The 25,160-nt window shown below is 45.4% G+C and carries 16 protein-coding genes; 4 read left to right on the plus strand and 12 right to left on the minus strand.

Annotated features, from left to right (window positions below):
• Positions 1-330 precede the first annotated feature (330 nt).
• The gene (locus tag FEN17_RS02315) at positions 331-759 is read left to right on the plus strand and encodes a CHRD domain-containing protein (RefSeq protein WP_138363693.1); all 429 of its coding nucleotides are present in this window, start codon (positions 331-333) and stop codon (positions 757-759) included.
• 289 nt (positions 760-1,048) lie between these two features.
• On the opposite strand, the gene FEN17_RS27190 is transcribed toward FEN17_RS02315, so the two are convergent.
• The 4 genes from FEN17_RS27190 to FEN17_RS02330 all read right to left on the minus strand — a co-directional run bounded on the left by FEN17_RS27190 (position 1,049) and on the right by FEN17_RS02330 (position 6,268).
• Complete coding sequence (locus tag FEN17_RS27190; protein ID WP_171037816.1) at positions 1,049-1,213, minus strand: hypothetical protein; 165 nt, start codon at positions 1,211-1,213, stop codon at positions 1,049-1,051.
• Between the two features lie 387 nt (positions 1,214-1,600).
• Complete coding sequence (locus tag FEN17_RS02320; RefSeq protein WP_229208658.1) at positions 1,601-2,884, minus strand: alginate export family protein; 1,284 nt, start codon at positions 2,882-2,884, stop codon at positions 1,601-1,603.
• Positions 2,885-3,341: 457 nt separating this feature from the next.
• Positions 3,342-3,779 (minus strand): PH domain-containing protein, encoded by a 438-nt coding sequence (locus FEN17_RS27940; RefSeq protein ID WP_138363694.1) that lies wholly within the window; start codon positions 3,777-3,779, stop codon positions 3,342-3,344.
• A gap of 800 nt (positions 3,780-4,579) precedes the next feature.
• A complete protein-coding gene (locus FEN17_RS02330) occupies positions 4,580-6,268 on the minus strand; it encodes an alpha/beta hydrolase family protein (protein ID WP_138363695.1) in 1,689 nt (562 codons plus the stop codon).
• 1,318 nt (positions 6,269-7,586) lie between these two features.
• Here FEN17_RS02330 and FEN17_RS02335 point away from each other — a divergent pair.
• Complete coding sequence (locus FEN17_RS02335; protein ID WP_138363696.1) at positions 7,587-7,976, plus strand: hypothetical protein; 390 nt, start codon at positions 7,587-7,589, stop codon at positions 7,974-7,976.
• Between the two features lie 165 nt (positions 7,977-8,141).
• Here the strand turns inward: FEN17_RS02335 and FEN17_RS02340 are convergent, their stop codons facing one another.
• From FEN17_RS02340 to FEN17_RS02355, 4 genes are all read right to left on the minus strand, one after another.
• Positions 8,142-9,179 (minus strand): alpha/beta hydrolase family protein, encoded by a 1,038-nt coding sequence (locus FEN17_RS02340; protein WP_138363697.1) that lies wholly within the window; start codon positions 9,177-9,179, stop codon positions 8,142-8,144.
• Positions 9,180-9,786: 607 nt separating this feature from the next.
• The gene (locus FEN17_RS02345) at positions 9,787-9,966 is read right to left on the minus strand and encodes a hypothetical protein (RefSeq protein ID WP_205748091.1); all 180 of its coding nucleotides are present in this window, start codon (positions 9,964-9,966) and stop codon (positions 9,787-9,789) included.
• Positions 9,967-9,975: 9 nt separating this feature from the next.
• Positions 9,976-12,363, minus strand: coding sequence for a TonB-dependent receptor (locus FEN17_RS02350; protein ID WP_138363698.1), 2,388 nt, complete (start codon positions 12,361-12,363; stop codon positions 9,976-9,978).
• Between the two features lie 38 nt (positions 12,364-12,401).
• The gene (locus FEN17_RS02355; protein WP_171037818.1) at positions 12,402-16,628 is read right to left on the minus strand and encodes a hybrid sensor histidine kinase/response regulator; all 4,227 of its coding nucleotides are present in this window, start codon (positions 16,626-16,628) and stop codon (positions 12,402-12,404) included.
• Between the two features lie 240 nt (positions 16,629-16,868).
• Between FEN17_RS02355 and FEN17_RS02360 the strand changes: the two genes are divergently transcribed.
• On the plus strand, positions 16,869-17,366 hold the full coding sequence (locus tag FEN17_RS02360; RefSeq protein ID WP_138363700.1) for a hypothetical protein: 498 nt from the start codon (positions 16,869-16,871) through the stop codon (positions 17,364-17,366).
• 258 nt (positions 17,367-17,624) lie between these two features.
• Here FEN17_RS02360 and FEN17_RS02365 read toward each other — a convergent pair whose 3' ends face one another.
• The 4 genes from FEN17_RS02365 to FEN17_RS02380 all read right to left on the minus strand — a co-directional run bounded on the left by FEN17_RS02365 (position 17,625) and on the right by FEN17_RS02380 (position 22,263).
• Complete coding sequence (locus tag FEN17_RS02365; protein ID WP_310589744.1) at positions 17,625-18,461, minus strand: histone deacetylase family protein; 837 nt, start codon at positions 18,459-18,461, stop codon at positions 17,625-17,627.
• A 69-nt stretch (positions 18,462-18,530) separates the two neighbouring features.
• Positions 18,531-19,412 (minus strand): DUF808 domain-containing protein, encoded by an 882-nt coding sequence (locus FEN17_RS02370; RefSeq protein WP_138363702.1) that lies wholly within the window; start codon positions 19,410-19,412, stop codon positions 18,531-18,533.
• Positions 19,413-19,443: 31 nt separating this feature from the next.
• The gene (locus FEN17_RS02375) at positions 19,444-19,893 is read right to left on the minus strand and encodes a response regulator (RefSeq protein ID WP_138363703.1); all 450 of its coding nucleotides are present in this window, start codon (positions 19,891-19,893) and stop codon (positions 19,444-19,446) included.
• A 186-nt stretch (positions 19,894-20,079) separates the two neighbouring features.
• Positions 20,080-22,263: a DUF6242 domain-containing protein gene (locus FEN17_RS02380; protein ID WP_138363704.1), complete on the minus strand. Its 2,184-nt coding sequence runs from the start codon at positions 22,261-22,263 to the stop codon at positions 20,080-20,082.
• A gap of 431 nt (positions 22,264-22,694) precedes the next feature.
• Here FEN17_RS02380 and FEN17_RS02385 point away from each other — a divergent pair, with 431 nt between their 5' ends.
• The gene (locus FEN17_RS02385) at positions 22,695-25,145 is read left to right on the plus strand and encodes a T9SS type A sorting domain-containing protein (RefSeq protein ID WP_138363705.1); all 2,451 of its coding nucleotides are present in this window, start codon (positions 22,695-22,697) and stop codon (positions 25,143-25,145) included.
• Positions 25,146-25,160: the final 15 nt, after the last annotated feature.

The raw sequence follows: 25,160 nt of genomic DNA on the forward strand, positions 1-25,160 counted from the left end.
GCTTCCACCAGTGCATATTTAAATAAAAAAGCAGATGCGAGTACCTCAGCAGCAGCTTAATCGCCAGTTGCCATTTTTTGTTTGGAAGTCAGCTTGCTTGTCATGTACCGAAAAACTTGAAAATCCCTTTAATCTGGGTTAAGTTTTCAGGCCCGCAAGTGGATGGCGACGAGTAAGTGGATTTCATTGCCGACACGCGGATTTTGGATGACAGTTGTGTGATGTCTATTACTTTACACTATATTTATGGAGTAGAGTGGCTGATTAGGAGCGCGTTAGTTAATACTGATTGAATTGGAGTCTTCATTTACACAAATAAATCTTACTACTATGAAGAAGTTTACTCTGCTGTTCCTCTTTTTATTACCACTCATTGCTTTAAAATGCGACGATCATGATCTGCCAGCAATCCAGAAGGTAGAAACAACCCTATCCGGAGCCAATGAGGTCCCGGCCAATAATACGCAAGCAAGCGGCAAGTTTTCAGGGACATTTGACCCAACCACCAAATTATTAAAATTCAGCCTCACCTACACCGGACTTGTTCCCACAGCCGGGCATATTCATACCGGGGCAGCTGGTACCAATGGACCCGTGACCATTCCATTTCTTTCTGTTGCCACAAGTCCGATTGTCTACGAAGTGGCCCTCACAGATGCTCAGGTGACAGCTTTGCAGACCGGAAACCTTTACACAAATCTTCACACGCCGATGTATCCCGGCGGAGAAATACGTGGCCAGCTAGCCATTGTTCCGTGACATTAACATGGTTTTAATGGTTGCTTCGGTGCTGAGGTGCTTGGGTCAGAAGTAAATTTCTTCCCTTGCCCGGCCACTGCAGCGACATTGAAAAATCCGACGACGGTCGATCCGTTTGCCTTTGAGTTGACAATATTGATGGATACGTTCGCCAGCGGGGCAGAGGTGAACAGCTCCGAGATGCCGCCTCTCCGGTCGGCTTGAGAAATGACCTCAGCCAAATAGTTAAAGGAAACCAGGTTAATCGAATGAATCTTTGCATAAACGGAGTCGCCGTCGACCAGAGGAGCTACCGGACGGTCGTCGTCACCCCGTCGTCTGCGTTGATCCCCAGCCTGATCGGTAAAATGAAGGTACTGCCCTCAAAGCCGCTGCCTGACGATTTTCCTTCATCGTAGGCGGTGCTAATTTCACTTGTCTTATTGAGCAGTTTCCCGTTTTTATAAGCGCGCATCACCCTCTATAAATTGACCAGCTTGCAAAGAACTATCAATCCTAAGGAAGAGTTTTTGTTCTATACCGCCTTGCTCTTGAGTGGACTGCGGTCTCGTACAAACCGGAGATGTCTTAAAAGACAACCTCGCCGTCAGAAAAGCTCTCGCCGATATTGATGCCATACGAACCGGGGTCGTCTTAACAGAGAAAGCCCTTTTTTATAAAGTTAGCCTTAGCGAGCAAATGGATTCAACCTTAATTCCGTGTGGCCATATTAGGTTTAAACAATGAGTTAGTATTCTAGCTGTTTCCTAACATCCCAAATCTAATGCACGGAAGCAACCGAGAATGTGCAGGCGATTTATCTCATGTTCGAGGGTTTTGTGAGGAAGTAACTGCCAGACGGTTATTGAAGTTTGAACCATTTACGGCTTAGTAAGCGGGGTGTATAGGATACCATCAGATAGCTCCATATGGGTATTTTTCCAGCATCCGGAACCTTATTGAGTAGCTCCATGCGCTTGTCAGCAATGGTGAACGAAAAGCCATAAATGATCTCTATTCCTTTGATGGGCTTGTAATTCAAAGACAAATCACTTTCAAAGCCAAGATATTTACCGGCGATTTCCTCGCCTTCACTTATAAGCGGATATTGGGAGTAAAATAGGTGGGCATCGCCTCGCAAAGAAAGCCTTTTACCAGCCTGGTAAATAATAAAGAGGTACGGATTGATCAGTCCTTTTTCATTGACATCTGCCGGGAACCGGGTGAACAGGTTCATGTTGCCCATGAATTTCCAAGCTACTCCGTAGAGCGGCACGAACGAATTGGATATCTTTTTAGAGGGAGTATTTTTCTCACCACTCAATATTTCAGCACCCAACCGGAACAACGTTCTTCCTGTATTCGCACTGATCTCAGGTTGGATGTAATAAGCGCGTAATTTTTCCGAAGCTGCGTTCTGGCCATACTGATAGTATGCGTTCACTGTCCCGAAAATGCTGCCCTGGGTGTATTCAAGTCGTCCGCCATTGGTGATACGTCGATAGTATTGCCGGTCGCCGGTTGTTCTCCGGAATACATCCATTGCATTGATGTTTGTAAGTGTAATGTTGTTATTGAACTTGTGCTTTAAGTGATGGACAAAAAGAAATTTATAGGTGTGAGAGCCAACCGGCGAATAGGCTGGATCGAAATGCTGTCCATATGGCCTGGTGAATACTAATGTTAGGTCTGTCTCCAATTTCTTCTTATAAAGTAACCGGATACCCTCATGCGAGCGGCTCTGCTGGCCCCAGGGCGCAGCAGAGAATATCCTGCCATTGTCGAGCGACAAAGCTTGTCTGCCGACCCTTACAGAAAAGTTTTTAGTAATAGTAGGTTCAGCGTACAGTTCAAAAAAATTAATACTCCCGACATGGGAAAAGCGTCCAGTTTCACCCCAAACGTGGATTTCCTGCGGCGAAGCATGTAAACGAAGCCAATTTGTCTTATAAGTAATGCTGAGCCGGTTCCTTTGGGTGGTATATAGATCAGGCATAACCGTATCGGCAGCTGTCCACATAAAATTATCCCGATATTCAGCCCTGGGTCTTACTTCGAAATCAATGATCAATTCCCGGCGCAAGGTATCAGCCGATTGTGCAAGCAAATCACCGGCTCCAAAAATCAGAAGTAGAAACGCTATCAAATAAAGCGTTGTAGGATTTGGATAGGTCTGCCTGAACACAAAAAATTAGTTTGTCAGGCAAAACTAGCTCATAATCTATAAATTCAATAGACTAATATTTCTTTTTACTTGTCTCATGAAACGTCCGATAGTTGTGACCGATCAGACTTCGACGGGGCGGCGGGATGAGTGTCTCACGTTCGAGGGTTTTGTGAGAATCGTTAGTCCGGGCTCGAATAACTCATTTTATGTTAAACAACAAAACACAGAACAAGAGGGTGAGAGGGGTTTTGTGAAAGTTCTTGGTTTTGTACAAGGAGAACCCACTTTTTCCCATTGCGTTCCGGATCCGCTGCTGAACTAGGTAGAAGCAGTCCTGAACGAAAATTTTATAACGCTTTTGTGTTTTTTGACTGCTACTAAACGTATCAAATCTATTAGTCTTACAATGTCGTAATAGAGCTATTGATATAAAAACTCAGTGCTTTGGCGTATAAGATACTTGAACATGAATGTGTTCTGAGATTTTGAGAAGATCAGCTATGAAATTAATCCTGTCTTTGGGAGAGATCATTATACTGTCATATCGATTATATTTCAACTCTAATCTGTTCAATGACAGAGCTGGCGCGCTCAGGGGGTTTCTTGTTTCCACTATCCTTGTAATCGATCTGATAGGTATCGTCTTGTCCACTATAAAGCCAGATTTAATTCTGATCTGATCGCCAATGATTTGGTAGTATGTAGTCAAAAACAAGTGCAGAAAGAAAGCACCTATTAACGCAACAATAGCAAAACCGCCCCAACCTCCTTTCGAGATAAGTAATATGCTAACAACTATGGACAGACCAGAAATTGAAATAGATAACTCAGGCCCGATTGCAGAATTGTATTTTTTTGTCTTTAAATCTACCATCGTAACAGCTAATCAACTTACGAAAACGAATGACAACATAAAGTTATATAAAAATAGTTATACTCACTTAACATCAGTTTATTACCGGCTTTAATCCAAAATTCCTGAGGTAATACAAGCCCTAAAATACCTATTTGTCTCAGAAAACGTCCGAAATTTCCGGCTAATAAGAACACAGACAGGCGAGTGAAGTTAGTCTCGTGGTCGAGCGTTTTAGGAGACTGAATCCATCTGGTCTCCTTTCAACTAAATTCAACGTTTCGACCATAATTAGTGTCCTCATGTATAAACTGTTATCTAAGATGAAGGCTTTACTCTATTTACTTTTGATGGTGCTGGTTTGTTGCTGCAAGAAATCAGAGGTATCATTAAATACAAATAACTTGATTGGGACTTGGAAATTACGCTCGTCAACACCCGCGTCTCAAATTCGTTGGACATTCGACGAAGACTACCTTTATATAGCATCCGATTCTTCGCTTAGTTGTCGCTCAGCCGAAGGACAGCCTTGGGAATATCGAGTGACAGAAAAAACCTTCCATGCGAGATATGTCGGAATATCGAACGGACTCGTAACCATTCCAGATATCCGCTACCAAATTACTGTTGTTTCAGACAGCATACTTACTCTGGAAAATAGCGGCTCTGACAGACAAGACTTCATAAAATGTAGGTAGGACAGAAAAGCCAATTCGTCTAAAATAAATTGGTTGGGTGTCTTACAAGGGAGGATTATGTGAGAATCCAAGCATAGGAATGCTATGAAAGCGGTAGAATAAGATTGATTTCAGTTTGTGATCCTATGGAACTGTAAGTTGTAAACGATTTGTCCAAATCGCTTGATGGTCGGTATCACGCATATAGGTACCAAGCATGAAGTTACGATCTGCTGTGGTGGCACTGTTAAAAACTAAAGTTCCATTGATTACAACTTGAACAGGTCTACTAAAATCGACCATTTCAGGTGACAGATAAATTGTTAACAATTTAACGCGGGAGGTTTCAATTTCAAACCGATTGTTTGAATAGGAAGCGTTTACGGCACCGGATCGGCGCGGATATACAAAAGCCTGAGAAGTACTATCCAGGACAACTTCCGGATTAACGACATGGCGCCATCCGGCAACTGATAAATTTTGATTGATTTGCCATGGCATTTTTTGTGCCATTGTATCTAATTGATTCAGTTCCAGCCAGTCGACGCGTCCGTGTTTCACATCATCACATTCCCAATACAAGTTTTGCTGAAACGGGTCACGTTGTTTGACCACGAGATTGGCAAAAAGTTTTTGGTAAACTTCCTTCGTGACGCTGTCCTTTGAACTGATCAGATAGGAATGCTTTCGGTGGCCCAAAAGTTCCTGATTTTCCCAGTTCACTTTTAGTTGACTCGCCAGATTAGCGACGGCCCGGTGAGCTTCCAACGGATAATAATAATCAAAGTCCGTAGCCACATTGTAAAAGGACCGATTAATGCCATTCTTGATAAAAGTACCGCCGGTGCGTACCTGCGGGCGGTTGTTAACGCCGGCAAACCCTGCAAACAGGCTTGGTTGTTTCATAAGATATGAAAATGCGCCGGTAGCGCCATTGGAATGCCCAGCCACATATACACGACGATCGTCAATCGAGTACATTTTCTTAACCTGCTTAACCAGCTCTGGAACCAGCCCGAATCCATCGTCGGGCATCATCCAGTTATAACGGTTGGTGCCATACGGAAATATGGCAATGAGACCCGACTGGTATGCTTGTTCAACAAATGGTTCGCCAAAGAATCCTGTCAAAGTACTATCGACCATATTCGGAAATTGTGTCTGTCGGTTGATAGCGCCGTGCAGCACTACTATCGCTGGATAATGACGATTGGGATCAAAACCTAATGGCAGTTGTACCAGATAAGGGAATTCCAGTGAGTCCGACATTTCAAGCCAGTGGGATTTGTACCGGCCCGGATGGGAATAGGTATGTGCCGAACGAGCTTCTCGCATCCGTTTGTAGAGCATGTCGACAGGCAAGATTTTGGTCAAAGAGTCAAGATGTTCACTATTTTGGCGAAGCAGTTGTCGCTGGTCCTCCCGAAAAACGAGGCTCGCCTGGATCCGCTGTTGGCGTTGTTTTTCTTTGAGCTGCTCTACGCGGTCCATGATCTGAATCCAACGCACGTCCTGGCGCAACCAATCGAAACTCTTATTTCCAAATACTTTAGTTGCAATATCCGATTCGAGAACCAGGGTTGCATATTTGATTGCTAGATCCGCATTATGGTCCCGGCTAGCGAAATCAGCTGCATTTAAGTAGCGCCAATATTTGTCGGCAGGCTCTGCTTCCGCCGCTTTCAGGGCCCATTGAATAGCAGCACCCCAGTTCTGCCTGCCCATATTGGCGCCCATGCTATCTACCGCAGGATTTCGCGATTGTGCAAAGCTAAGGATGGGCAGCAAGATGCTTAAAATGATACCTAGAAAAAGGTGGATAGAAATTTTCATTTGACTAGTCATGTTGGGTTTAGTAATTACCGAATCTAATGATTGATGATATCACAACTGATTAGTCAAAAGAGGAGAATAATGAAACGAGCGTTGCATTCGAGCGCAGTAGTGACTGTCAAACATCGGTATGTTTCACATTGGAAGGATACGACAAACTCGATGACAACGTATTTTATATTTCGGGAGAAGCGCTGTGAAGTGGCACTGTCTCGAAAGTGACAAATTTAATCGGAGTATTTTGATTTAAATGTTCGCTTCTGAACAATCTGGAAGACGCATTTCCCTTGTAAGTATATTATTTTCAGTTACTTAAAATACCAGCATAGATTTTTCATTTGGCTATGTAAATAACATCTTCTTTTGAAAACTTCTCTACGTATTTATCCGCTTGATGTAGCCAGCCTGGCATTGGTTGTTCAAAAAATATCCTTTACAAAAAAGTAGGTTGTTTGTGGTAGATATATGCCGTCGGCAATCTACTTTGTGGATGGTGTTGGTTCTGCAATTAATCTCGCTTTCCGCGGCTATGCACTCGGCTCGATACTTTGGCTGAAAGCCAAGATGCACTATTGCCAAACTATATTTTGAACGGCGAAGTGAGAATACCATGTTTTAGTGGGCCAACCCTATTGCCCTCACAACCGCTACTCAAAATAACATCGATCAAAAGAATCCCGTAATGCAGCCTGCTGGTTGAGGTTGAAAATGTGTCTTACGATTGGAGGGTTTTGTGAGATCCGTTGCAGGACGTAACTTTGGAAGATATCTCAATCATAAGATGGGGAATTTTCACGATCACATTAACAAACTGTTCTCTCTAACACCTGAATTCTCTGAAGATCGTATCCAACAAACACATCTGTTAAGTGGCCTCGGTTATTCAGATGAAAATCTCGTCTTAATTGACGATATACTTCGAACCAAAGAAGTTTCCACTTTCAAGCATCTTTCGGATGCCAATCAGAGTGTTTTGGATAACTTACTGATCTATGAGATCCAGACGTTCAAAGGCAAAGTTTACATTGGTCTAATTGTGGACCCGTACGAATTATATCACCCTGCCTTTATCCTTCGCCTGATCGAAATATAATAAAGCATACACCATCCATGTATATTAGAAACGCAGTCAGCGATGTAGACACAAATCGTTAATTGCATTCAAAACCTTCAATACTACTATCGCAACATGGCACAAGAGTTAAGCGGCTGGACAATCTTAACTTCGAGCATTTTGTGAGATTACCTAAAAAACTGCACAAGCTCCAACTATTGGCAGCGGAATAGTATCCAATAACAAACTAACCCATCTGCCGACATGAAATATCTTGCATATTATTTTTTATTTGTAGTGTTATCGGCAGCCTCCTGCCATACTGAGGAAGTAGATGAAACTGACAGCCTCGGATGTCAATCTGATAATGCATTGGAGCAAGTGGCCTGGTTAAAAGAAAAAGTGAATGATTTAACAAAGCAGAGTGCTCAATTCAAATGTAGCGACAAGGAAGAAGGTTGCTTCTATATCGCAAGAGGCGACGTCAATGGCGAAACCATTTTTGAAGTTGGGAACTGCTGCCCAAACATGAATTCTGTTCCAGCATTCTTCAAATGTGACGGTACATCTTTTTGTGAAGCAGGAGATATTGACTGCATACGAAAAACCACTCCTGACGGCAGAAAGCTTCTTTGGAGCTCTCGCATAAAATGAATAGTAGACTTTCAAGAAAGTTTGTTGTAAAAAAAGTCCGATCACTGCTGCTGTTAAAACCAGGATGGATAATGGACAGGTGCCTCACGTTCGAGGGTTTCATGAGAACGGGAAATGTGAGAAGAACTCTCCATAGTTTCGATTAAATAAAAAAACAAAAAGCTATCACTGTTCTACCCAGGCCAATATTTTATCGATGTAGCTGCCACTAGTTGGCTTACTATTTTCCGAACCACCTAAATAATGATTGCAGCCTACGCAGGTATCATATATTAAGTTTGTTTTCCCTAGACGCAGAAATTCAAGCCTAACATAATCAAGCCCGTAAATGGGAGAACTGTCATCCTGGCTTGCAGCAATCATATATATTGGGATCGTCAGTTTGCGTAACTGCTCAAAGGGGATGAGTGTACCGAAACTTGCCCAGCGTAGGTAAGAATGGCCGCCTGTTTCTTTATCCGTCGCCGTCGGATTTTTATAAATTTCTGCAATGCGCCCAAAGGAAACATTTACGCTATCCTGTGCCTGTTGCTGGGTTAGCTCACCCTTGGCAGCTTTGATGCGCCAGCTAATGATTCCATCATAAAGTTGATTAAGCCCACTTCCAACGACGGAAGCAATGTGAGTAATCCGCTTGTCTTCAACGGCCAGAGAGGGAACCACCTGACCACCTTCGGAGTAACCATAAGCTACTATCTTTGTCTTATCCCAAAAGCCGTGATCAATTAAGTAACTTATAACGATCTTGGTCGCCTGCACACGCCAATACAAACTAAGGCGTTTCGTATATTCCTTTGAAGGTTTATGTGCGAATACAACCTGTGACGGATTCTTTTGATATTCTGCAACACTTACATTGAGGTTTAATGTATCACAAAAGGAGGTGCCTGGTTTGCCTAGAATGATATAGTGATATTTATTTTTCGTCTTGCTGAATAATTCTTCGCTGAAAGTAGTAGGTGTCGTTACAAATTTATTTCCCTGAATATACAGGCATAAAGGAAGTCCCCCGCTACCATTGACTTCAATAAACAAAGGCGCTTTTCGGAGGATATGTACAGTATCAACATAGAATTGGATCAGGCCCAAGTTCTTGTCTGTTATTGAGTATTCCTTCAACCCATAACCATCAGGAGTTACGAGCTGAGCCAATACAACGTTTTTTAACAATAGTAGGACAATTAATAGTAATATGTTTCTCATATAAGCTTTCAATCAGATGATTTCACAAAAAGACGCATTTAAGGACTAAGAGTTGCATGCCATTAAAATCAAGCCCTATGCTATTACGACACTGCCTGTCTCATGAAACGTCGGATATGGGTAAGAAATATTAACGTCAATGGGAACACGCTAACCTTAAATCAATCGGTCTTAGATTGTTATCTCAAAAATCAATGCCTCTGCCTAATTCATCTTAGTGAGTTTTTGAGAACGTGACATGATCCTCTAAGTCTATTTACATAGTTAAATTATAAGGAATAATTAGGCGTGAGGCATCCCAGATTTCATTCGCACACCAGAGCAGCCAACTTCTTCGGATCCTCTAACAGAAAGTTCTAGTGTTGTACCATTTGGTGCAGCCATAATGAGTGCCGATTTTTTTGCCTGCCGATATTTACACCTGTTTGTCCGTTGTAGGTATAATTCCTGTCCCCCAATTGTCCCTTAAATCTATAATTGTTTAATAATGAGCGTGTTAAATTTTGTATCGGGAAGTGATTAGCTGGTAATGGCCCAGCTCGAGACGCTGATGCCGTGAAAAAATAAATTGATCACCCTGGCGCCATTAAGTCCATGGCTGCGATCTCTACGTTGGCAATGCCCGCCAGGTTTTCGTGGCCTTTTCTATATCCCTTGCAGGGACTATGATGGTTGCGCCTGCGGTTGCCAATGTTTTCGTTGTTTCCAGGCTGATGCCTGTATTGCCGGCGGTTACAATGGTGATCTGTCCTGCTAGGTCAGTGCCTTGGAAAGCGCTTTCTCTCATTACGCAACATTACTTTTTGCCAAACCTGTAATTAAACGTTACAATAATTTGCCTCAGCGGCCTTACATCGAACAGGTTGAATTGCCAGGGGTTGAGGTAGCTGACCTGGTTGGTCAGGTTCATTGCATTTATCTGAAGTTCGTAACTTTTGAACTTATAGCCCAGACTTACATCCCAGGTATAACTTTTCGGGATTCGCAATTTTGGGTCATTGGCAATGCCGGAGAAGAACCTTCCCTTGTAAAACAATCCGGATCCGATAGAAAGGCCCTTCCATGTTTTAACAGGGGAATAGTGTAGCCAGATATTCGCGGCAACTTTGGGCGCATTTGGCAGAAGATTGCCGGTTGGATAGCCAGGATCAGAAACTACCCTGGTTCGCATGAAAGAAGCGCCGGCCGTGAGAGATAGTGACGGAAGCAGCAATCCGTCTGCATCGATTTCTACCCCCTGGCTGCGGTGGTGACCTTCGTAATAAACATTGTATTCGTCGTAATTGGGATTGACCGGATCAAGATACACGTAACCGTACGGGTGGTGCTTGTCGATTTGGAATAAACTAACCGTAACTCCAAGCTTCTCCGAGAGCAGGTTTGTTTTCGCACCGGCTTCAACTTGCGAGCTGATCGTAGCCGGAGGTGTCGCGTAGTCTTTATAGTTTTTTGCAAAAACATCCGGCGAATTGATCTCGTAACCCTTGGAATAGGATGTATAGAGTGACAAACCGGGACCGGGCTTAAAAACAAGGCCCGCCCGGGGGGTCAGAATTTTTTTGTTAATAATGTCATCCTGGTAGCCTTCGTACGCTGTGCCGGCAAGCTCATTCTGGTAATAGTGGTTGCCTTGTCGGGTCAAACCCGCCCTGATACCGAGCAATATCTGCAATTTTTCGTCCCAAAGAATCAGCTGGTCCTGAAAGTAAAACCCGGTACGTTCTATGAGGGAAACATAGGGGCGGAGCGGAGCCTTAGCAGGGGCCTCAATCTGCTCCAGAGCACGTTTGGGGCTATAAATGTTATTGGTATCCAGCACGCTTAGTTCTCCCCCGTTTGTATAGCGATAGTGGGTAGCCTGATAATCGGCGCCTACCAGAAGCTGATGCTTGACCGCTCCACTGTAAAAGGTGCCATAAGCGTCCGCAGAGACAGTCCCATTTTTTGATTTTTGATTAAATCCATAAATCCGGCGGGCAAAATCACCTTTTTCATCGGGCTGATCAAACCATATCCCAAATGGCCGGTTGCTTGTTTTTGCGACGAAGATTTTTAACGCGATTCGCCAGGCATTATTCAATTCATATTTAGCTGTCAAAAAGTGGCTCTGATCTTTGAACCGGTATTTCAATGAAGGCTCTCCAAAATATAAGGATGGACTGAGCTTCCTGAGACCTGTTATGGTCCCATCCGGCGACACCAATCCCGCATCGTCGGTAGCGCTTGATGCACGTATCACTGATTCGGTACTGATGGACAACTTCGGCGTGACCGCCCAGGATAGGGCAGGCGCAATGAAACTTCGGTCGGATCCGACAAAATCCCTGAAACTTTTGCTTTTTTCAAGTGAGGCATTTACACGGAACCTCAAATTCCGGCTTTTTGTCAGCGGGCCTGTCAGGTCTAATGATGTCCTGGCGAGTCCCCAGGAACCGGTTTTTAGCTGAAAACGGCCGCCAAAATCAGCAAGAGGCTTTTTGGTAACAAAGTTTAAAACCCCACCGGGAGCAACATCCCCGAACAATATCGAAGCCGGGCCCTTCAAAAATTCTACCTGTTCAATGTTGTCCGCATAGTTGTTGCCCCAGTTCCAGATCATCATCCCGTTCCACCGGTAATTCTGCGCGTCATTGAGGTCGAATCCCCGGGCATTGAAAAACTGTGCAGAGCCCGCGCCACTATAATTCCCCGAGAAAGTAATCCCGCTGATATTGCGCACGATCGTGGTCAGGTCAAAAGCCGCTTGCTGATTAATGGTCTTCTGACCGACTACCGCAATGGATTGGGGTATGTCCCGGATATCGATCAGTGTCCGGGTGGCAGTGGCTGATTTCGTCCTGACGCCGGAAATGGCGACTTCTCTGATAGCCAAAGGATTTTCGGTCATGTTGAAAGATAGGGTCACAGTCGAGCCGGCCTTGACATCCACAGGAAGGTTTTTTGTGCCAAAGCCCAGCATTGTGGCGATAAGCAAGTGCTTTCCCGCAGCTGCTTTGATCAGATAGTTGCCTTGCTCGTCGGTATTTGTAATGACATTCCAATCTTTAATTGCAATGCTCACAAACGGCAGCGGCAGTCCGTTGATATCCGTTATCTTACCTGCCAGTGTGCCTTTCACGTTTTGTGCAGACAAACCCGCCGAAGCGTAAATCATCAAAAGAAGAGCCATGAAGCCGACTTTCATATTAGCCGAGGCTGATCAAAGGAACGTGGAACATATTTTCAGGAGGCACTTATCTGCTGGTTGTACAGGTTTGTAAGGCATTTTGTGAGTACTTCGAGGTTGATGGGTTTTGACATATAATCATTCATCCCTGCCGCGATACATTTCGTCCGGTCTTCGCTCATTGCATTCGCCGTCAATGCCACAATCAATGGTCGCGAGCCATAAGTTTGCCTGATGATCCGGGTTGCTTCCAGTCCGTCCATCTCAGGCATTTGCAAGTCCATCAGGATCAAATCGTAGGTGTTCAGCTTCATCATTTCAATCACTTCCAGTCCATTATTGGCCAGGTCGGGCTGATATCCCAGCTTATTTAAGATCCAGATGATCAGCTTTTGGTTCAGTAAAATGTCTTCTGCAATCAGGATGTTGTATGGATATTGACCCGCAAATTCGGTCGACAGCGCTGTTTTCCGCTGTTCTGGTTTCGGTGCTTCCTGTGTTTTGAGCAGGTTTGTGATGGAGCGAAAAAGTTGCGCCTGCCGTACCGGCTTACTGATGATCGAGCTAAACAGAGACTGAGAGTTACGCTGATTTTCGTCCCTGAGCGATCCCAGCAGGATGATCGGCATTGCACTTGTAGTCTCCCTGATTTTTTTAGACAGTTGCAGTCCATCCATACCCGGCATCTGCATGTCAGCGATGACCAGGTCGACCCGCGCCTCGCCCGAAAGGATTTCCAGTGCCTCCGTTCCAGAGCCGACGGCGATCACATTGATTTTTAAGGATGAAACCTGACTCTTAAGAATTGCCCGGCTGTTTTCATTGTCATCTACGATCAGTGCCAGCTTATCATTAAAAAATAAGTTTTCCGGCGCTTTTAGGTTAGGCTCCTGCGTTTCAATGTTCTCGCAGTCGATTTCAAAGTGAAAGCTTGTCCCGTGTCCAAATTCACTCTGGACTTCAATCTGTCCGCCCATTAATTTCACCAGACGTTCGCAGATGACCAGCCCCAGACCGGAGCCGCCATATTTTCGGGTAACAGACGAATCCAGCTGATTAAATGCTTTGAAGAGGTTGCCCTGCTGCTCCGCAGGTATGCCGATCCCCGTATCTGATATTTCAAACCTAAGTTTAAACTTGTTATCAGAAACCTCTCCAAGCATTATCTTAATCAGTACCTCTCCGTGGTGCGTAAACTTGACTGCATTCCCCACCATATTGATCAGGATTTGTCTCAGCCGGAAGCTGTCTCCAAAAACAAAGGCCGGAACATTGTCTTCGATCAGATAAAGCAGATCAATCCCCGATTCGACAATTTTCGGCCCGAATAATTCCAGCACATCTTCGATACAGCTCCGGAGCTCGAAACGATGCGCTTCCAATTCTATATTTCCCGACTCGATTTTTGAGAAATCAAGCACATCGTTGATGACGCTCAGCAGCGACTGCCCACTATTTAAAATGGCCTCTGCATATTCCTTCTGCTCATTGTCAAGGTTGGTTTCCGTCAGCAGCGATGCCATCCCCATCACACCGTTTATGGGTGTTCGCAACTCGTGGCTCATGGTTGCGAGGAAAGTGCTTTTTGCGGAATTAGCTGCATCTGCCTGTTTCTGGGCCGATTCCGCAATGAGCCTGGCATTCCGCTCCTGCGCTTTTTGTTCCAGGAGCCGGTCATTCAGTTCTTCGAGCGTAGCCGTATTTTGCATTAATTCCCGGTTTAGCTTTTGAAGATTATAAGCCTGGTCCCTGATTTCCTCCGTCCTGCGCCTGACCTGCAACGCCAGCATTGCTTTTTGTTTTCTCTCGAATTTCAGACGATAATAATAGAAAAGGTAAGCGCCAGCGACAAAAAACAGCACAAGTGCCGATTTGAACCACCACGTCATCCAATAAGGTGATTTGATGCGGATGACCAGGCTCGCTTCCTTGTCACTCCAAAGGCCATCGTTGTTGGATCCCCTGATCCTCAGCGTGTAAGTGCCGGGATTAAGGTTGGTGTAGGAAGCATTATGTGCGTTTCCTATATAATTCCAATCGGCATCGAAGCCTTCCAGCTTGTAAGCATACTGATTGTCCTGGGGATTTGTATAGTCGAGGGCCGCGAATGAAACCGTGAAGACGGAATGCGAATGATCCAGCACTATTTCCTTTGATGTTAACAGGGTTTGCTTCAAAGGACCGTTCCTCGTTTTCAGGTTGACCGGCTTATTAAAGAGCTGCAAACCGGTCAGTACAATGTTGGGTTTGTTGCTGTTGTACGTAAGCTGAGCAGGATCGACGATTGTAAAACCGTTGATGTTCCCCATGGCAATTTCACCACTTGCCAATCTGATCCCGGCGCCCAGGTTAAATTCCGTCGTTTTAAGATTATTATTTTTTCCGAAATTCTTGAAAGTGCCCCTGATCGGGTCGAAAGAGGTAATTCCATGGTTTGTGCTGATCCAGAGAATGCCGGATTTATCTTCCGAAATGTAATTGACCGAATTGTTGACCAGCCCATTTTCCTCAGTAAAGCTGGTGATCGCACCGTTTTTGGGATTGTACCGGTTCAGTCCGCCGCCCTGCGTCCCGATCCACATGTCACCCTTCGAATCTTCATAGAAACAGGCCACAACGTCACTGGTCAGCGTGCTGTTGGCTGTGTTAAGTTGCGAAAAGGTATTTCGCACCGGGTCAAAAATGCTGATCCCTTTTGAATACCCTCCAATCCAGATGTTGCCTTTCCGGTCTTCATGAAGCGCGAGAACCGTGTTGTCGCAGAGACTGTTGGACGGGTTTTCTTCCTGATGCAGATATTTGACGAAATTGCCGCTAGCCGGGTCGTAAAGGTTCACACCGCCACCATCGGTCCCGATCCAGATCCTGCCGGCCCGGTCCTCGATCAGTATATCGATGGAGTTGTTATTGATCGATTTCGCTCCGGGACCTTTCGTGAAATGCTTGAAAGTACCTGTTCCCGGATTAAATAGGTCCAGGCCATTGCCGGATGTCCCGATCCATAATTGACCGTTTTTCTTTGAGTAAACCAGGCTCGTGGTGTAATTGCTCGACAAACTATTCAGGTTACCTTGCTGGTGTGTGTACTTTTTATAAGTCAGCCGGGTGCGGTCGAAATATTCAAATCCTGCGTCTGTTGCAAGATAAATGTTGCCTGCCTTGTCCTCAGCCAACGCCCGGACAATATTTTTTGCGGATGGAATGTTGGCAAGAGAGGACTTATAGGACTCAAATGTGGTCAGGTTAGGGTCGTATTTTAAAATTCCCTGACTGGATGTCCCGATCCACAGCACGCCGGATTTGTCTTCAAAAAGTGAATAAATTCCGTCATTGGGCATTCGGCTTTCGCCATCAGTCCGATCGTTCAGCTGAACAAGCTTTTTGTCGGTGGCGTCAAACAGCTGGAGCGTCGTATTAGAGCCCAGCCAAAACTGGTTATTTCGGGTTTTGAGCAAGCAAATGATCGGATTAATTCCGCCGACCGAATTTTTGTCCGGTTCAACAGCGTACTGCCGGAAGGTGCCTGTTTTTTTATCCAATAATTTGAGGCCGCCGGCACATCCGATCCAGATATTTCCGCCGTCATCCTCTGAAATTGAAAGGACGCTGTTGTCCTGGTTCTTTAAGTCATGGTCCCGGTAATATTGTAGTGAAGTGGCATTTTTCTTCCGAAGTATGAGGCCGCGATTGGTACCGATCCAGATATTTTGTCGGCTATCTTCAAAAATGGCGCGTACTTCTTCTGGTTGATCCAATGGCCCCAAAGGGATGTTCTGAAAAGATCTTGCATTTCTTTTGAGAAAGTTCAAGCCACTGGGCGTACCGACCCAGATATTTGACTGACTATCCTTACAGACAACATTGATCTGATTCCCATTGATGGAATGAGGATCGCCCTCTTTGTTGACAAAACGGGTAAAATGATCTTTGGCCCGGTCATACTTATTGAGTCCTCCGGTGCGCGTTCCAATCCATAAATTTCCATCAAGGTCTTCACAGATGCTCGTGATGTGATTTGCAGAAAGCGAGGTTGGCTCATTTTTATTGTTTTTAAAAACCTGAATTCCGTAGCCGTTATATTTATTTAAGCCATCCTGCGTCCCAAACCACATAAATCCGTAGCTGTCTTGCAAAATGCAGTGAATGGAATTTTGGGAAAAATTTTCAGAACCGCTCAGCGGCGCTAGCTGTAAGGTTCGGTTCTGCGCACTGGCTATGGTCAACCCGTAAAGGGACAAAAAAAGCAAATGCAAAAATCGGCTCTCCTGCAGGAAGCGTAGCATAAACTTGGTTTTCCTATTCATTCAAAGCAAAGAGGATGTCGGAGCACTCAAAACGTAGTATTAATTCGTTCGAATATCGTAAATATAGTTGACCAATACCAACTCTCGATTGCTTAGCATCCAACTTATCGAAATCGTAGGCCTGGGGATCATCATGGAAGGGATCAAAATTCCTCTCTTAGTGAGAAATACATCCTGCGGCTAACTATATCCCCACTTATTCAACTTTCGTCGAGAGGATTGAAAACCGATTCCATCAAGCCTGGCCGCAATGCTATGCGCAAGCCAAAAGGTTGGAGTTATGACGATGGGGGAGCGCAATGGCGCACGATTGATTTTGATACGGTTAACCCGCCCGCTCATCTTCCCAATTTTATGGAGTATGTGGGTTTTCCATATAAGGAATTGAAAGTTGAAGGGTGGAACCCGGTCATGTGGCGCAACTATTATCCGAATAATTCTAATGGTGCAGTCGGGATCGCTTCTTTGCTGATTGTGGTACAAGATCTGAAAGCGGCGCGCGATGAATTTAGGAAAATTGGCTTTAAAGAGCTGGAAGATAGCGATACCCTGGCTCGTTTTAAAGTAGCAGATGGGCAGGAGCTTCATTTAAAAGCGCCCAATTTACCTGGTGATGCATTCAGCAAATTTTTGAAAAAACGCGGCCAGGGTGTTTATGCGGTGCGTTTTGATGTAAAGAATTCGCAGCATGCCACGGTGCGAAAGGAGAGGGAGTAAGTGCCCCGGCGCTCGCCCATCCGATGTTGCTGGCCACGGCAAGCGACGCCTTCCTGCGTTACACGATCACGGAGGGAAGGGACCACACGCCGATGCCCGCGTTTGTGTATTGCGCCTGCCCACATGCTGCATCCGTCCAGGTTGTCAATACCTTGAAGCGCTTTGGCTATAAACATACGGCCATTCTTGACGAAGGAATCCTGGTTTGGGCACAACTTGGCTACCCGGTTAAGCATGGACGGTAATAATGCTGAACAATCAGAAAATTCTTGCAGCAACGCGATAGGTATTCGCATGCGCCTCGATAATCAGGCGGAGCTGTTCGGAATAGCCACCTCCCATACTGCATTGAACGGGAATATTGTGATTGTGGGCGAGCTGCAGCACAATTTCATCACGCCGCCGGCACCCTTCGAGCGTACACGACATTCTTCCGATTTTGTCCGTATACAAAATGTCTACACCAGCCTGATAGAAGATAAAATCAGGTTTTACATTGGCGACTAATGCAGGCAGGGTTTCGGAAAGAATCCTCAGATAGGTGCTGTCACCTGTTTTATCTTCCAGACCAATATCCAGGTCACTTATTTCTTTTCGGAAAGGATAATTATTTGTCCCGTGCATGGAGAATGTAAAAACGCGTGGCTCGTGCGCGAAAATCGCCGCTGTGCCATTTCCCTGGTGTACGTCCAGGTCAACAATCAGTACCTTGGATGCTTTCCCGTGATCGAGCAGGTATTGCGCGGCAATAGCTTGGTCATTAAGCATGCAAAATCCTTCTCCCTGAGCCGGTCCCGCGTGATGCGTACCGCCGGCAATGTTGAATGCAATGCCTGTCTCAAATGCCATCAATGCACCGCGGACCGTTCCGTTTGCAATGCGCAGCTCGCGTTCGGCGAGCATCGGCGTTTGTTCAAAACCAATCCGCCGCATTTCCTTGCCCGTCAGCCTTCCCTGCACAACACGGTCCGCATATTCGCGCTCATGAACGGCGTAGACCGATTGCATATCGAGCGGATCAGAGCTGAAAAAATTAGCTGGCTCGGCAATACCCTCCCGCAGCAGCTGTTGCGGCAAAAGCTCGTACTTATCCATGGGAAAGCGATGCTGTTTGTGAACAGGATATTTATAGCACGAATGATATGCGATGGGGAACATCAGGACCTAGACAGCCGGTGTACGTTTTTTGAAAAAACCAAGCTTTTGGATCAGCGTAACAACCCCGGCTACGATCAATCCTACGGCAAGCCCGACGATAAATTCCTTTAATGTGGCAGGTAAAGCAGGGAAAAGGTCGTGGATGAAGTGAATGTTATGAACAAAGATCCCGCCGGCAACCAGCAACAGAGCGAGGGTACCTACGACGGTTAAGATTTTGATAATCACAGGCAACGCGCCAACAAGTACTTTCCCTATTTTGAAAAGAAATCCTTTTTTATCCGACCGGTTGATCAGCTTATGACCGGCGTCATCTGACCTAACAATCAATGCAACAAGGCCGTACACACCGACGGTCGCAAGCAGAGCCACTGTCGCGACGGTGATGATTTGTATCGTCAGGTTTTCGGTCGCCACCGATTCCAGTGCGATGATCACGATTTCGACGGAAAGAATAAAATCGGTCATAATAGCCCCCTTTACCTTCGCTTTTTCGTCAATGACCACCGGAGCTTGGTGCCTTGCGACAGGAACTTCCGCGTCTTTACCGTTTTTGTGAAAAAAATATTCAATGATCTTTTCGGCACCCTCGTAGGCGAGGTAACAGCCACCGAGCAGCAGAATATAGGTAATTGCGACTGGGAAAAATGCATTCAGAAGCAGGGATACAGGAACAATGATGAGCTTGTTGACGAGCGAGCCTTTTGTAATTGCCCATAAAACCGGCAATTCTCTTTCGGCCAGAAAACCTGTTGCCTTTTCCGCATTCACCGCCAGATCGTCCCCGAGAATACCGGCCGTTTTCCGTGTCGCTACTTTTGTAGCCACAGCAACATCATCCATTAACGCAGTTATATCGTCCAAAACTGCAAAGAAACCCGACGCCATTGATGTTAGTTAAAATTGATCACTCCATAAGTTACAGTTCTAAGGTAGGGTTTAGTTCAATTGTAAAGACAGGCGCGGGTTTATTCTTGAAAACTTTACTGCGATTCTCAACAGCGTCGGCATCGCTTACCAGGCGACCAAGCCGGACATTATCCTGCCGGTCGGGATTTCGTTTTACACCTTCGTTATAATCGTTCGCGCCGCTTTGCAGGCCAAAAATGGTATCCTGCACCGTGTCGCGTGCCGTTAAAAATATAAGCGGCGTTTTTCTGTCCTGTTTTCTGAACTCCCGGCATACCTCGATCCCGCTTTTTCCGGGCAGCATCCAATCGACCAGCAACAAATCGTAATCGCCGGTTAAGGCCATTTGAAGCCCGCTAATTCCCTCCGACGCCGTATCGACTGCATAGGATTCTTCTTCCAGCCCCTGTTTAAGAAAATTAAGAATTCCCTTTTCGTCTTCAATAATCAGGATTCTCATGCGCTTAAAAATTTACAAAAGCCCGGTATTTATCCACTGCTTCTTTAAGCTGCAAATTCGGTATATATAATTGTTGAAGGTATGAAGTCGGCCTTAAGATTAGCTTAAATTTTGTGGCGCTGCATTTGGATAGTTTTTTGGACCAGGATTTCTGGCATCCGGGCCCAAAAAATAAGATTGATTTAGTTATTGTTTAAAAATCTTGACCGTCTGCATTTGAGTGCGTGTGCTCACGCGGAGCATATAATTACCCGGTTGCTTCTGACCCATTGAGATCGATTCGCGCAATGCAGCGGATCCCGTGCGAAGTGTTTTGTCTGAAATGGTCCGACCAGACAGATCAAAGAGCGTCAACCTGACGGTTTCACCCGTAGCACCCTGGATATCAACCTGAAACTCGTCCACTACCGGATTTGGAAAAGTGACTACCTTAAAATCAACTTCATTCTCTGATCCTTCTTCTACCGTTGACTCTTCTCCCGAAGTGCGGCAGCCCACGCAGTCCATTGCTTTGGGCGGATCGGAAAGTACAGGGGCAGGTGCGTCGGGAGATGTCATCAAAAGCGAAGTATTGCCTACCGCGAAGAACTGACCGTTACCATGCGTAATGGCATTCAGCATAAAATTGAACCCGTAGTTGGTGACATTCATCCAGAAATCACCGTTCGCAGAAGTATAAACGTTTCCCGATGCACTCACAGCGACAAATTGTCCATTTGCATAGCAGACGTCATTGAAACTGACCGCGCTGTTTGGAAGCTTTTTCGATTTCCAGCCGTAACCATTCAGTGACGTGACGATGGTATTATTGGTGCCCACCGCTACCCATTTGCCATTTCTATAAGCCACACTCCGAAGTTCGTTCGTAGTTCCGGTCGCTTTAAAATCCCAGTTCATCCCCATTTGAGACGTCGCCAGCACCCCTTTTTCGCCCACAAGTACAAACTGTCCGTTTTCAAACCCAACGCCACTATACGAAAGCGTTCCCAGGCAATTCGATTTATACCAGACCTTCGCATCCACCGACCAGAGGATCAAGCCATTTAAACCGACCGCGACAAACCGGCCGTTTCCGTAAGCGACACCCGTCAGCTTTTTACCAAATGTTACCTGGCCATAGTTCCAGGAAATACCATCGGCCGAATATTGAATGAATGCATCGTCACCCACTGCCACGAACATCGATTTCCCGAAAGTCACATCATTAAAACATTTCGCGCCGCCAACCAGGTGATTGGTTTCTGATGCGCTGAAATGAATGCCGTCTGCTGAATTGATGATCAGGTTGGCGTACCCAAAATTGCCATAAATGTTACCCAGCGGCTCCGTGCCCACAGCCACAAACCGGCCATTACCATACGCGGCGCCTTTCAAGCTCATTTTCCCAAAATTGGGCATAGGCGAGCTCCATGATTTGCCATTGTTGTAGGAAGCGCGAATTCTCGGACTTACCCCTAAGGTAAGATAGTGGCCGTCTAGAAATCGGACCCGCGTGCTAGTACAGTCTGAACCTGAATTGATCAGTGGAGCAGTCCAGTTACTTCCATCGGAAGATGTTGCCACCTTGTATCCATCGTTGATCGCCACATAGATGCCCGTCAGGGGATTACAGGTCACGCCGATCCAGTTTAAGCCAGATGAATTAGCTGGTCCCTGTCTAAGAGTCCAGTCGAATGCATTATAGGAGAACATAATCGCCCCGTTGGTACCCACGGCCACAAAATTGGTGCCTTTACCGGCTGTGACGGCTTTTAGTGAATAAACTGCTCCGGAGGCTCTTTTTGTCCATACGCCGATATTGTCAAACCGCGAAGTCCTGATCTCGCCATCACTTCCCACGGCAACGAAAAAGATGGCGCTGAAAGCTACGTCGTTCAAATGCTTCGTAGTTCCGGATGTGCACTTTGTCCAGTTGCTTCCGTCGGTGGAGGAAACGATCGTGCCCTCTTCACCCACAGCAACGAAAACACCGTTTCCATAGGCTATGCCTTTCAGTTCTTTTTGCGTTCCTGAATTTTGTTTGTTCCAGGAAACGCCGTCCGTGGATGACAGGATGATGCCATTTTCTCCGACCGTGACAAATTTCCCATTCGCAAAAGTGATGGAATTGATAGCATAAGATTGGCCCACACCTGATTGTTGCATGTCCCAGACGCGCTCGTTGACAGAAGTTCTGATGAGCCCTCTGTTGCCCACCTGGACATACTTTCCATTACCGTAGGCAATGTCGCGAATTTGATTTGTCAACTCGGCGCTGGCGAAATTCCAATTGCTTTGTGCTGTTGCTATGAATGTTGAGAACAGCATGGCAAGAGACAACAATGTCTGGCGGAAAATTAAAAAGTGATTATTGGTAAATCTTTTTTTCATGACTAATAAATGAATGTTGGTAATTGAGAATGCAGTGTTTCCGGGCCACTAGTTGACGTTCCGGAAGACAATGCAAACTTAAAGCGGGCGGTGAGCGGCAACAATAAAGTGAAGGGTACAAAACGTCATCAGACCGTTTTATAGAGGTTTACAAGAGGTATACACTTAAAGAAAAATGAAATAATTTCCAGGCTTAATGCAGATTGTATGCAAATGGTGATAAGCATTATTCAACAAGCTGCTGCCGCATTTTAGCCGAAAAAATAAAGTTTCCAGTTGCTGCATTATACGTTTGGGTAAATCAGATTTAATGATTGTTCTTTGCAGAATCTCAATTTCCTCTTTCAGAACTTCATGAGTTAAAGTCTACTTCCCCAGAGATCATGGTCTCTTTTTGACTCAGCTATTCCTTGACATCTCTAATCCTTTTTATGAAAAAACTTTACTGCTTCATTGCGTTCCTGCTTCCTTTTGCTTCGTTCGCTCAATGCCCCACCAGCACCGTTTTCCTTGGCACGCAAGATGATGTGAATTCGTTTCCCAGCACCTATCCCGGTTGTGTAACGCTGCCCGAAAGTTTGTACCTAATAGGAGGGGACCAACCTACGGACATTTCCGATCTGTCTCCGTTATCGGTTCTTACGAGTGTTGGTGGTAGCATCCTGATCCAAAACATGGGTGCATTAACAACCCTGAACGGCCTTCAAAACATTACTTCAATTGGTGGCGAGCTGGAACTTTATTCCAATCCGGTATTAGCGGATATATCAGCGCTTTCACAAATTACAAGTGTGCCGGACAGACTTTCGATTGATGGCAATGATGCGCTTACAACATTGTTTGGCCTGAATAATGTCAAGTCCATAGGTAATGACCTGAATATCTCTGCTAATAATGCCCTGACCACAATAAGCGGTCTGACCGTAACGTCTGTGGGCGAAGACATCAACATTGTGAGCAATCCGTTGCTTACGGATTTGCAGGGACTTCAAAATATTGTCACGCTTGGTAACGATCTTTTGATATCGAATAACGATGCCCTGACCAGCCTTCAAGCCCTTTCTGGATTTACAGTTGTAAATGAAGATATGGAAATATCTTACAATCCGTCACTGATCAGTCTAGCCGGTCTCGAAAATATTACAACCTACACTGGCGATTTAATTATCCTTGGCAATACATTGATTTCGGATCTCTCGCTGCTTTTAGACCTCACCGAAATTGGCGGCACACTCCGTATCGGCGAAAGTCCGTTGATTACAGATTTAAAAGCATTGGAAAATATTACTACGGTAGGTGGTCTTTACATTGACGGCAATACTGCATTGACGACTTTGAGTGATCTGAAATTAACAAGTGCGCAAGCTATAACGATTGAAAACAACGATTTACTCACGGATCTGAAAGGTCTTGAGAATATTACCACATTGGAAGAGAATTTAGCAATCATCGATAATGATGGGCTGACAAACCTGAACGAGCTGGCTGGTTTGACCAGGATCGGTTCAATGATCATCGCTAATAATATCGCCCTAAACAACATTCAGGCGCTGTCAAAAATCACTTCATTGCCCGGATATTTCGGGCTTCAAATCGCCTCAAATAGCGCACTGACGGATTTACAGGGTTTGGAAAATATAACGACCATTAGCGGGCCAGTTCTGATTTTGCAAAATCAAGGATTAACTAGTTTGAATGGATTGGACGGCCTCACAGCGATTGACGGGACAGATTTTAATGGGCCTGGTTTGACCATTACGGGCAATCCGGACCTCGCCGATATCAGTGCTCTCTCCGCTTTGACAACCTTGAACAATGGATTTGCAATTTCCGAGAATGGTGCGCTGGTAAGCCTCGCCGGGTTAAACAACATACAATCATTCGGGCCTTTTTCTTATTTATATATTGCGGGTAATCCGTCATTAACAAGCCTGGCCGGGATTGGAAATCTTGAAAGCGTGGATGTTTTTGTGATCGACGATAATGACTTACTGACCGATTTATCCGGTCTTGAAACGCTGGAAACAGTGACACTGTACTTCGATGTAAGCGGCCATGGCGCACTTACTTCTCTTAAAGGATTGAAGAACCTGACAACCATCAGCGGTGCGCTTGTATTGGACTCTAACCCAATGCTTTCAAATCTAAACGATTTGAGCAGTCTTACTTCGCTGCTGAAGACACTCACCATTACGAATAACGAAAATCTGGGCACTTGCGCCGTGGCGGGTATATGTGCTTTCTTAAAAACGAGCAGCCCCGACGACGTCATGATCGCCAATAATAGCATTGGATGCAACTCTCAGCAACAAGTAGAAGTATCATGTGGCAATTTGCCGGTTACATTGGTGGAGTTCAAAGCCAGGAAACAAGAGCGTTTTGTGCAGTTGATCTGGTCTACCAGCAGTGAGGTGAATAGCAGCCATTTTGATATACAGCACAGCCATAATGCGGGCCAATCCTGGGAAACGCTGGGTCAGATTCGGTCGAGTGGGGAGAGTTCCGAAGCAAAAAATTACGAGTTTATCCACCTTAACCCTTCGCAAGGCGAGAATCTATACCGTTTGAAAATGGTTGATCTGGATAAAACGTTTGCATTCAGTACAATCCGTAGCGTCAACATTGACCAGCCGAATGAATTCTCGGTATATCCCAATCCCGTCGCTGACCAGCTTACCGTGGAAGCAAGCGGTGCAACCACAGCTAGTAAACTTCGGATTTGCAATGCAGCGGGCAAAATGCTTTTATCCAAAGACGTCAAGTTCTCCGGACAACCTTACCAGGTTGAAACATCAGCCTTGCCCACTGGAATTTACACCATTCAAATGCTTAGCGGGACGGGTAAAAAACAAGTGCAGAAATTCGTGAAAATGGTACATTAAACGGGATCATTGAAG

Origin of the sequence: Dyadobacter luticola, from assembly GCF_005860805.1 — a bacterium.
Classification (GTDB): domain Bacteria; phylum Bacteroidota; class Bacteroidia; order Cytophagales; family Spirosomataceae; genus Dyadobacter; species Dyadobacter luticola.